10 protein-coding genes are annotated in these 11,698 nt (G+C 30.8%); all 10 read left to right on the top strand.

What is annotated here, in order from left to right; translation table 11 throughout:
* Positions 1–22 precede the first annotated feature (22 nt).
* The 10 genes from ARA19_RS14150 to ARA19_RS14105 all read left to right on the top strand — a co-directional run bounded on the left by ARA19_RS14150 (position 23) and on the right by ARA19_RS14105 (position 11,695).
* Complete coding sequence (locus tag ARA19_RS14150; protein ID WP_055071592.1) at positions 23–1,162, top strand: acyl-CoA dehydrogenase; 1,140 nt, start codon at positions 23–25, stop codon at positions 1,160–1,162.
* A 19-nt stretch (positions 1,163–1,181) separates the two neighbouring features.
* Complete coding sequence (locus tag ARA19_RS14145; protein WP_055071591.1) at positions 1,182–1,961, top strand: electron transfer flavoprotein subunit beta/FixA family protein; 780 nt, start codon at positions 1,182–1,184, stop codon at positions 1,959–1,961.
* 21 nt (positions 1,962–1,982) lie between these two features.
* Complete coding sequence (locus ARA19_RS14140) at positions 1,983–2,990, top strand: electron transfer flavoprotein subunit alpha/FixB family protein (RefSeq protein WP_055071590.1); 1,008 nt, start codon at positions 1,983–1,985, stop codon at positions 2,988–2,990.
* A 46-nt stretch (positions 2,991–3,036) separates the two neighbouring features.
* Complete coding sequence (locus tag ARA19_RS14135; protein WP_055071589.1) at positions 3,037–3,879, top strand: 3-hydroxybutyryl-CoA dehydrogenase; 843 nt, start codon at positions 3,037–3,039, stop codon at positions 3,877–3,879.
* 370 nt (positions 3,880–4,249) lie between these two features.
* Positions 4,250–4,837: a phosphatase PAP2 family protein gene (locus ARA19_RS14130; protein ID WP_055071588.1), complete on the top strand. Its 588-nt coding sequence runs from the start codon at positions 4,250–4,252 to the stop codon at positions 4,835–4,837.
* A gap of 391 nt (positions 4,838–5,228) precedes the next feature.
* Positions 5,229–7,442, top strand: a complete 2,214-nt coding sequence (locus ARA19_RS14125) for a YhgE/Pip family protein (RefSeq protein WP_055071587.1) — start codon at positions 5,229–5,231, stop codon at positions 7,440–7,442.
* Between the two features lie 201 nt (positions 7,443–7,643).
* A complete protein-coding gene (locus ARA19_RS14120) occupies positions 7,644–8,534 on the top strand; it encodes a sulfide/dihydroorotate dehydrogenase-like FAD/NAD-binding protein (RefSeq protein WP_055071586.1) in 891 nt (296 codons plus the stop codon).
* A complete protein-coding gene (gene gltA / locus ARA19_RS14115) occupies positions 8,534–9,919 on the top strand; it encodes an NADPH-dependent glutamate synthase (protein WP_055071585.1) in 1,386 nt (461 codons plus the stop codon). The genes ARA19_RS14120 and gltA overlap by 1 nt, the downstream gene beginning before the upstream one ends.
* A 638-nt stretch (positions 9,920–10,557) precedes the next feature.
* Positions 10,558–11,007 carry an urease accessory protein UreE gene (locus tag ARA19_RS14110; protein WP_055071584.1) on the top strand — a complete coding sequence of 150 codons (450 nt, stop codon included), beginning with the start codon at positions 10,558–10,560 and terminating at the stop codon, positions 11,005–11,007.
* On the top strand, positions 10,985–11,695 hold the full coding sequence (locus ARA19_RS14105) for an urease accessory protein UreF (RefSeq protein ID WP_055071583.1): 711 nt from the start codon (positions 10,985–10,987) through the stop codon (positions 11,693–11,695). Before ARA19_RS14110 ends, ARA19_RS14105 begins: the two co-directional genes overlap by 23 nt.
* The last annotated feature ends 3 nt before the right edge of the window (positions 11,696–11,698 follow it).

Below are 11,698 nucleotides of genomic sequence, written 5' to 3'. Positions count from 1 at the left end.
GGAAATAGTGGGGGTATAGGAAATGGATTTTCAATTAACTAGAGAACAAGAACTAGTACAACAAATGGTTAGAGAGTTTGCTATTAATGAAGTTAAACCAATAGCAGCTGAGATTGACGAAACAGAAAGATTTCCAATGGAAAATGTAAAGAAAATGGCTAAACTAGGAATGATGGGGATTCCTTTTTCAGATCAATACGGTGGATCTAATGGAGACACTTTATCTTATATAATTGCTGTTGAAGAATTATCAAAGGTTTGTGCAACAACAGGGGTTATCTTATCAGCACATACTTCATTATGCGCATCTTTAATAAATGAATTTGGTACTCCAGCTCAAAAGGAAAAGTATTTAATACCACTGGCTAAGGGAGAGAAAATAGGTGCTTTTGGATTAACTGAGCCAGGTGCTGGAACAGATGCAGCAGGTCAACAAACTACTGCAAGATTAGAAGGGGATAACTACATCTTAAATGGAAGCAAAATCTTTATAACAAATGGTGGAGTTGCTGAAACATTTATAATATTTGCAATGACTGATAAGAGTCAAGGTACTAGAGGAATTTCAGCATTTATAGTTGAAAAATCATTTCCAGGATTCTCAATAGGTAAGTTAGAAGATAAATTAGGAATAAGAGCTTCTTCAACAACTGAGCTTATTATGGAAAACTGCGTAGTACCAAAGGAAAATCTTATTGGGAAAGAAGGTAAAGGCTTTGGCATAGCAATGAAAACTCTTGATGGAGGAAGAATTGGTATAGCAGCTCAAGCTTTAGGTATAGCAGAGGGAGCTTTAGAAGAAGCAGTTGCATATATGAAAGAAAGAAAACAATTTGGTAGACCACTTTCAGCTTTCCAAGGATTACAATGGATGATAGCAGAAATGGATACTAAGGTAGAAGCAGCTAAATACTTAGTATATAAAGCAGCTTGCTTAAAGGAAGCAAAAATGCCTTATTCAGTAGAAGCAGCTAGAGCTAAATTATTTGCAGCAGAGGTTGCTATGGAAGTTACAACTAAAGCTGTTCAAATCTTTGGTGGATATGGATACACTAAAGAATATCCAGTAGAAAGAATGATGAGAGATGCTAAGATAACTGAGATTTATGAAGGAACTTCAGAGGTTCAAAAAATGGTTATCGCAGGAAGCAAATTAAGATAATTTAGGAGGGCATTGAGAGATGAAAATAGTAGTTTGTTTAAAGCAAGTACCAGATACTGCAGCTGTTAAAATAGATCCAAAAACAGGAACATTAATAAGAGATGGTGTTCCATCAATTATAAATCCTGAAGATAAACATGCTTTAGAGGAAGCATTAAATTTAAAAGATAATCATGGAGCTGAGGTTACAGTTATAAGCATGGGACCTCCACAAGCTAAAAATGCTTTAAGAGAAGCTTTATGTATGGGAGCTGATAAAGCTATTCTTATAACAGATAGAGCATTTGCAGGAGCTGATACTTTAGCTACATCAAAGGCTTTAGCAGGAGCAATTAAGAAATTAGAATACGATATAATTTTTGCAGGAAGACAAGCTATAGATGGAGATACTGCACAGGTAGGACCAGAAATAGCTGAGCATTTAAATATACCACAAGTAACTTATGTTCAAGGTGTTGAAATTAAGGAAGATTCTTTATTAATCAATAGAGCATTAGAAGATGGTCACGAAATAATAGAAGTTAAAGGACCAGTTCTTTTAACTGCTATAAAAGAGTTGAATGGACCAAGATATATGAATGTTAAACATATATTTGGAACTAAGAATACAGAAGTAGCTATGTGGTCAGCAGATGATATAGATGTAGATAAGGCAGAACTAGGGTTAAAAGGTTCTCCAACTAAGGTTAAGAAGTCAATGACTAAAGAAGCTAAGGGGGCTGGTGAATTAGTAAATAAAAGTGCTGATGAAGCAGTTGCTTATGTGCTTTCAAAATTAAAAGAAAAACACTACATCTAGATTTTATGGGAGGTATTTAAAATGAATTTAGCAGATTTTAGTGGAGTATGGGTTTTTGCAGAGCAAAGAGAGGGTGTTTTGCAAAAGGTTTCTTTAGAGATATTAGGTGAAGGTAGAAAAATTGCTGATAAATTAGGAGTAAAATTAACAGCATTACTTTTAGGTCATGATGTTAAAGATTTAGCTAATGACTTAGGAAAGCATGGTGCTGATGAGGTTTTAGTTATAGATAATCCATTATTAAAAAATTATACAACTGATGGTTATACAAAAGCTATTTGTGAAGTTGCTACAGAAAGAAAACCAGGAATATTATTTATAGGAGCTACTTTTATAGGAAGAGACTTAGGTCCTAGAGTGGCAGCTAGATTAAGTACTGGTTTAACAGCTGACTGTACAATTTTAGATGTTGATGTTGAAAAAGGAGATTTATTAGCTACAAGACCAGCTTTTGGTGGAAACTTAATGGCTACAATAGCATGTCCAGACCATAGACCTCAAATGGCTACAATTAGACCAGGGGTATTCTCAAAGCTTCCAGTAGAAGATAGAGAATTTAAAGTTGAAGAAGTTAATGTTAATTTACAAGAAAATGATATAAGAACAAAAATAATTGAAATAATAAAAGAGCACAAGGATATAATTGATATATCAGAAGCTAAAATATTAGTTGCTGGTGGCAGAGGTGTGGGCTCAAAAGAAAACTTTACATTATTAGAAGATTTAGCTTCAGTTTTAGGTGGAACAGTAGCAGCTTCAAGAGCAGCAGTTGAAAAAGGTTGGATAGACAAAGAGTATCAAGTTGGACAAACTGGTAAGACAGTAAGACCTACTATATATGTTGCTTGTGGTATTTCAGGGGCAATTCAACACGTAGCAGGAATGCAAGATTCAGAGGTTATAATAGCTATTAATAAAGATGAGAGTGCTCCAATAATGAAAGTTGCAGATTATGCTATGGTTGGAGATATAAATAAGGTATTACCTGAATTTATAAGTCAAATTAGAAGAATGAAAGAAGAACAATAATTAGTTTTATTGATGTTAAATTTGAGAGGTTAAGGGGGATTTTAATATGGAAAAGATTTTTGTGTTAGGTGCTGGTACTATGGGAGCTGGAATTGTTCAAGCTTTCGCACAAAAAGGGTATGAAGTTATAGTAAGAGATATTAAGCAAGAGTTTGTTGATAGAGGACTTGCAGGTATAAATAAAAATTTAAGTAAATTAGTTGCTAAAGAAAAAATAACTGAGGAAGTTAAAGAAGAAGTTCTTTCAAGGATTACTGGAACTACTGATATGAATCTAGCTGCTGATTGTGATTTAGTTGTTGAAGCAGCTGTTGAGAATATGGAAATCAAAAAACAAATATTTGCTGAGTTAGATGGTATATGTAAAGAAGATACAATTTTAGCTTCTAACACATCATCATTATCTATAACAGAAGTGGCAGCAGCTACAAAGAGAGCGGATAAAGTTATAGGAATGCATTTCTTTAATCCAGCTCCAGTTATGAAGCTTGTTGAAGTTATAAGAGGAATGGCTACATCTCAAGAAACTTTTGATAAGGTAAAAGAATTATCAGAGAGTATTGGTAAAACTCCAGTAGAGGTTGCAGAAGCACCAGGATTTGTGGTAAATAGAATCCTTATTCCAATGATAAATGAAGCGGCAGAAATATTATCAGAAGGAATAGCATCAGCAGAAGATATAGATACATCAATGAAACTTGGAGCTAACCATCCAATGGGACCTTTAGCTTTAGGAGATTTAATAGGATTAGATGTATGTCTTGCAATTATGGATGTTTTATATAAAGAAACTGGAGATAGCAAATACAGAGCAAGTACACTTTTAAGAAAGTATGTTAGAGCTGGATGGCTTGGAAGAAAATCAGGAAGAGGATTCCATCAATATTAATTAATGAATTTAATGATTGAAGCAGTGAAGAAAGGAGCTATTTTAGCTCCTTTTTATTATTTTAAGAAATGCAGGTAAAGTAGTATTAAGAAGAAATTACATAGAAGAAAGAGAAATGTATAGAGAATTATTAAAAAGAGAAAAATTCCATAGTAAATTAAATGATATATAAAATAAAACCTAATATAGATAGAGTTAAAAAGGGATTCTAAGTTTTTACAGAAAAACTAATTATTAATATTGCTTGTACTTGTGGACAAGTTATCAAAAATAATATAATATTATTAATAGTGAGTTTGAAATATTAATACTATTTTAATATTAAAGGTGAAATAATTAATCAAAAGATTAAAATTTTAGGAGGATCCTTATGCATTTTATACAACAGATGAATGCGGACACACTGTACTTTGTCCAAGCTAATTTACAATTTAGCTGGTTAAATCCTATAATGAAATTCTTTACTGATATAGGTAAAGAAGGGCTTATATGGATACTTATAGGAATTGTGATGCTAATATTTAAGAAGACTAGAAGAGGCGGATTTATGGTATTTTTCGCTTCATTTATAAATTTAATTGTGGTAGAAATTATAAAACATATTGTTAAAGAGCCTAGACCATGGCAAACTCTACCTAATCTGCATATGATAATAACGCCACCTACATCATATTCATTCCCATCAGGGCATACAGCGGCGTCATTTGCAGCAGCTTTTGCAATAGCTTATTTTGCAAGAAAATGGGGATTATGGGCATTTATATTAGCAGCTTTAATAAGTATATCAAGAATATACTTACTAGCTCATTATCCAACAGATGTAATAGCGGGAGCTATAGTAGGAACAATATGTTTCTATATTGCTTTAATAATATATAGAGCAGGACTTTATAAAATTGTAGACCCTATATTACGAATACCACCTAGAACAAAAAAGAAGGGTTATTATTCTTATTAATAAATTCCATAAGAACTGTTTTAAGATAGGATTTAATTCTATCTTAAAGCAGTTTTTTTATTTAGAATTTTTAATTGTGAAAGAAACTATATATTTACATATCATTAATATATGGCTATATGTCAAGATTTTTTATTCATAAATGTTACAATAACTTTATATATAGATATAAATATATATGTATATAATATATATATATTTTAAATTATATAACTTTAGAGCTATAATAAATATAGCACTAATAAACATAAATTATTTTATTTTTGATTAAAATAATTAAAAAAATTAAGAAATTGAAAAATACATAAAATATAGTTTAAGTGAGGTAAACCATAAATTCATAAAATTTAAAAGGAGGGGTGCTTGTAATAATATATTACAAGAAGTGAAAATGGAAGAACAAAAGAAAAAAGCAAACAGTAAAAAAATATGGCTTATCGTAATTTTAGTTAGTATTTTATTTATTCCATCTTTCTATGGTTTTATGTATTTAAAATCTTATTGGAATAATGGAACAGCAATTAATAAAGTACCAATAGCAGTAGTAGATTTAGACCAACCTTATACTAAGGATGGAACAACCTATGATGTTGGAAAAACAATAATAAATAATTTAAAAAATAATAAAGCTCTTAATTGGCAATTTGTTAATTATGATGATGGAAAATCTGGGGTATATGGAAATAAATATTATGCAATGATAGTTATACCTAAAGATTTTTCAGAGAAAGTTGCTAATGCATCAACAGATGGTTTTATAAAACCTCAAATTGACTTTTATCAAAATCAAGGAAAGAACTATGTTTTCTCACAAGTATCTAAAAGTGGAGTAAATAGTATAAAAGAATCAGTAGCACAATCTATTTCTAAAAGTGTTTCTGATGTATTAGTGCAAACTATTTATAAAACAAAGGACGGATTTAAGACAGCATCTAGTGGAGCAGATCAACTAAAATCAGGTATAAATCAATTAGCAAATGGATCTGGTTCTTTAGTTACAGGAATGAACAAGCTTCAAGGTGGAGCAGAACAACTTTCAACAGGTGTAGGCAAGCTTCAAAATGGTTCAGATCAACTTGTAAATGGAGTTAATAAGCTTCAAAATGGTTCAAGTCAGCTTACAACTGGAATTGATAAACTTCAAAATGGTTCAAGTAAACTTACTGGAGGTATAAATCAATTACATGAAGGTTCAAAATCACTTGTTACAGGTATGGAAAAACTTCAAGGTGGAACTGCAAGTTTACAATCTGGAGTTAATAAACTACAAGGTGGAGCTTCAAATTTATCAGCTGGAATTGAAAAGTTACAAAATGGTTCAAAAGGACTTGTAGCTGGACAAACAGGTATAACAGAGGAATTACAAGAATTAAATGCATTAATAGCTAAAGGAGATACTGCTGGAGCTAAAGCTTTAGCTGAAAAAATCTCTCAACAAAGTAATGCTATTAAAAACGGAATGGAATCTTTAAATGAGGGCTTAGGTAGTGTAAGTAGTGGAGCACAAGCTATAAATGCAGGTTTAGGCTCATTAGGAAATGGAGTAAGTTCATTAAGTAATGGTGTTAACGAAGCAACAGCAGGTGCAAGTAAATTAAATAACGGACTTGGTACTGTTTCAACAGGAATGAATTCATTAAATAGTGGATTAAATTCAGCAGCTGTAGGAGCTAATGCTTTAAATGATGGAATAGGCAGTGTATCTACAGGAGCAGGTGCATTAAGCAATGGAATTAGTTCAGTTTCAGGTGGAATAAATTCATTAAGTAATGGACTTCAATCAGCAAAATCAGGAGCAAGTAAAATTGATAGTGGATTAGAATCAGCTAATAGTGGAGCTGAAAAGCTAAGCTCAGGACTTAGCAGTGGTTATAAAAACTTAAATGATAATGTTACATTCTCAGCAGCAGACATGAGTAGTTTCATTTCTGATCCAATAACATTAAATACAATAGTTATAAACCCTGTATCTTCTTATGGAGAAGGATTTGCACCTTACTTTATGTGCATAGGCCTATGGGTTGGTGCGATGTATACTTACTTTGTAATAAGTGCATTATCAAGAAAATTTGAAGGTAGCTTCCAAAAGAGATTTGCAAAGGGATACTTAATAGGAACAGCTATATGTATAATTCAAGCAATCTTTATGAGTACTATTTTATACTTTGGATTAGGATTACATCCAAAGAATTTAGCGTGGTTCTATGGAGTTAATATATTAACAACAATGGCAGTTTATAGTATGATGAATGGATTACATTATGTTATTACTCCTATAATGAAGGGAGCACTTATGGTAATAATGGTTTTACAATTCACATCATGTGGAGGATCTTATCCTGTAGCTGTGTTACCACCATTCTTTAAATTTGTAAGTAATTTTGCTACATTAACTTATGGAGTAAGTTCTATGAGAATGGCTATAAGTGGAATTGATTATAATGCATTTTATAAAGATATTATTATGTTAATAGTATTCATAGTATTCTTCTTAATTTTAGGATTTGTAGTTGGATACTTTAGAAATCATATAACACATAAAAGAGTTCTAAGAGAAAAATCAGAGCTTATAGCTGAAAAAGAAACTTTTAATCAATATGTGTAAGCAATTTAAAAAATAATAACAAAGTATTTTATTAAGAAAATTTTAAGAGGAGTTAACCCCAATAAAGGGGCTTAACTCCTTTTTTATTTTTGAATAAAGTGTTACAAAAGATATTTTCAATAAATGTAAGTAAAGCAATATATATTAAATTAAAGAAAAAAATGGTATAATTTATAATTATGGATTATGGGGGGAATTGCAATGTATATTGTGAAAAGAAAAGAGCTTTTAGCAGAAAATATATACTTGATGGATGTTTATGCACCGAGAGTTGCAAAATCATCTAAACCAGGACAATTTGTTATAGTTAAAATTGATGAAAAGGGTGAAAGAGTTCCATTAACTATTTGTGATTATAATAAAGAAGAAGGAACTGTTACCATTGTATTTCAAGTATTAGGTAGCTCTACAAAAAAGATGGCTGCTTTAGAAGTAGGTCAAAGCTTTATGGACTTTGTAGGACCTTTAGGGAAAGAATCTGAACTTTTACATGAGGAAATTTCAGAACTTAAAAATAAGAAGATATTATTTGTAGCTGGTGGAGTTGGAACAGCTCCTGTATATCCACAAGTAAAATGGTTAAGCGAAAATAACATAAAGGCAGAGGTTATAATTGGAGCTAAAACAAAAGATATGATTATACTAAAAGAACCTATGGAGAAGGTTAGTAGTGAGCTTTATATTGCTACTGATGATGGTTCTTTTGGTGCTAAGGGCTTAGTTACAGACCTAATTAAGGATTTAGTTAATAATAAAGGGAAGAACTATGATTTAATTATAGCTATAGGTCCAATGATAATGATGAAATTTGTATGCTTATTAACTAAGGAATTAGGAATACGTACTGTTGTTAGTTTAAACCCTATAATGGTAGATGGAACAGGAATGTGTGGAGCATGTAGAGTAACTGTTGGCGATGAAGTTAAATTTGCTTGTGTTGATGGACCTGAATTTGATGGTCATTTAGTTAACTTTGATGAAGCTATGAGAAGGCAAACAATATACAGAACAGAAGAGGGTAGAAAAGCATTAAAAGCCTTAGAAGGAAATACTCACAGTGGTGGATGTGGACTTTGTGGAGGTGATAAATAATGGATAGAATGAAAAGAATTAAGGTAAGAGAACAAAACCCTTTAGAAAGGGCAAGAAACTTTAAAGAGGTTTCTATGGGTTATGATTTAGAATCAGCTAAGTTAGAAGCAAGTAGATGTTTAAATTGTAAGAATCCTAGATGTGTTGGAAAATGTCCAGTATCAATTAGTATTCCAGAATTTATAGCCTATGTAAAGGATGGGAAAATAAAAGAAGCAGCAGAAGTAATAGCAAAGGCTTCAGCTTTACCAGCTGTATGTGGAAGAGTTTGTCCACAGGAAAATCAATGTGAAGGACAGTGTGTTTTAGGAATAAAGGGAGAGGCTGTTGCCATTGGAGCTTTAGAAAGATTTGTTGCTGACTATGTTAGAGAGAATAATATAGATGTTAATATAGAAATAAATAAAAATGGTAGAAAGGTAGCAGTTATAGGAAGTGGACCAGCTGGATTAACCTGTGCAGGGGATTTAGCTAAACTTGGATATGATGTTACTATTTTCGAAGCATTACATGAAGCTGGTGGTGTTCTTGTTTATGGAATACCAGAATTCAGATTACCAAAAGAAACTGTAGTTAGAGCAGAAATTGAGAATGTTAAAAAGTTAGGTGTTAAAATAGAAACTAATACCATAGTAGGAAGAACTATAACTATAGATGAATTATTAGAAGATGGATTTGAAGCTGTATTTATAGGTTCAGGAGCTGGACTTCCTAAGTTTATGGGTATAAAAGGAGAAAATGCTAATGGAGTATTTTCAGCAAATGAACTTTTAACTAGAAGTAATTTAATGAAGGCCATCAATGATGATTATGATACTCCTATAAATATAGGGAAGAAAGTAGCCATTATAGGTGGTGGAAATGTTGCTATGGATGCAGCTAGAACTTCATTAAGATTAGGTTCAGAGGTACATGTTGTTTATAGAAGAAGCGAAGCTGAGTTACCAGCAAGACTTGAAGAGGTTCATCATGCGAAAGAAGAGGGAATAATTTTTGATGTTTTAACTAACCCTGTTGAAATATTAGAAGATGAAAAAGGTTGGGTTAAAGGAATGAAATGTGTGAAAATGGAGCTTGGAGAACCTGATGCCTCTGGAAGAAGAAGACCTGTTGAAATAAAAGGTTCAGAATTTGTTATGGATGTTGATACTGTAATAATGTCTCTTGGAACATCACCTAATCCATTAATAAGTTCTACAACAAAAGGATTAGAATTAAATAAAAGAAAATGTATAGTTATTAATGAAGACAATGGATTAACAACAAAAAAAGCTGTATTTGCAGGAGGAGATGCTGTTACAGGAGCTGCAACAGTTATATTGGCAATGGGAGCAGGGAAAAAGGCTGCTAAGGGAATAGATGAATATTTAAAGGCAATTAAGTAAAAACTATATTATATTTAAAAAGTAGGGGATGTATCAAATTATATACATCCTTTTTGTTTATTAGCTAGTTATATAACCACCTCACCAGGTGAAGAGATACATTTATATAAGTAATAGAAAATAAGATATTAATTTCATAAAAGTCCATTTTTTACTGAGTAAATTAATAGTTTAAATGGAAAAGAGTATCTTTAATTTTAGGGGAAATCATGTATTATATTAAGGATTTAAGAGATAAAAGAATATTAATAAAAAGTTAAAAATCTATTAATAAATTTGAATTTTATGATGGTAACAACTTCATTTTTACCATTAGCTAATATTAACAATTAAATTTTAATAAAAAAGCAAAATGCTATGTCTTTTAATAAAAAACTATTAATTAGATAAGTTGACATAATCAATTTCAAAGTATAAATTGAATAAAGGAAGATAAAAATATTCAAAACATATATTACATATTCACAAACTTAACAAAAAGTTTAATTAATAGAGATTATAATTTCAACTATAACATATTGAATTGAAGATTAGGATGAATAATTTGTAAAAAGTGAGAGATGATATTAATAAAAATCACTATAAGCAATTTTTACAAATTATTTAGAATTAAAGCCGAAAAAAGGAGGACTTTCTATATGCTTTTTGAAAAAATACTAGGAAACGTAGAAGACTTAGAAAATAAAGAACATTATCATGCAGAAAAAATATACTTGGATAGTGATGATTTATTAAAAAGAATAATAAGAGTAACTTCAGATCACGGAAATGAGCATGGAATATCTTTAGAAAAGGGAGCTAAATTAAGAGATGGAGACATTCTTTACAAAGAAGGTCATAACTTAATTATAGTAAAGGTAAATAGTGAAGATGTATTAATTATAAAACCTAAAGATGTTACAGAAATGGGTTATATAGCACATAAATTAGGAAATAAACATTTACCAGCACAATTTGAAGGCGAAACAATGATAGTTCAATATGACTACTTAGTTGAAGATGAACTAAAAAAAGAACATATAGATTTTACAAGAGAAAATATAGAATTAAAGAGGGCGTTTAGACATGTTAACTTCATCAACAACTAATAAAACATTAGAAGTTTTAAGATTATTACAATTATGTGATTCAAACTTTCCAATAGGTTCATTTAACCACTCATATGGTATGGAAACTTATTTAAGAAATAACCAAATTACCGATACAGAAAGCTTTGGTAAGTGGGTAGATATGTATTTAACTCATCAATTTATAACATCTGATGGATTAGCTATAAGAATGTTATATGATGCTTTAGAAAATAATAATATGGATGCAGTTTGGGAGTTAGACCATTTATTAATAGCACAAAGCGTTGCTAGAGAAACAAGAAATGCTGCAAAATTAGTTGCAAGCAGAATGTTAAGTATTTACTTAGATTTATATGATATAGAATCATTAAAAGAATACAGAAAAAAAGTATATGCTAAGGAAGTTTATGGGCATCCAGCAGTAGTATTTGGATTATTAATGTACGAATTTGGAATGACAGAGGAAGAAGCAATTAAATTCCATATGTATAGTACAACATCAACATTAATACAAAATGCTGTTAGAGCTATACCATTAGGACAAAAAGATGGTCAATTATTAGTTCAAAGATTCTCAGATAAATTTGATGAATTATACAAAGAAATAGAAAAACTTGATTATGATTCATTTGGGGCTAATACTCCTGGAATAGAGTTATCTCAAATAAATCACGAAACACAAGTATTTAGATTATTTATGTCATAATTA

The sequence above is a fragment of the Clostridium massiliamazoniense genome (genome assembly GCF_001403635.1).
In the GTDB taxonomy this organism is placed as follows: Bacteria; Bacillota; Clostridia; order Clostridiales; family Clostridiaceae; genus Sarcina; species Sarcina massiliamazoniense.
This window is presented reverse-complemented; position numbering and strand designations above follow the sequence as displayed.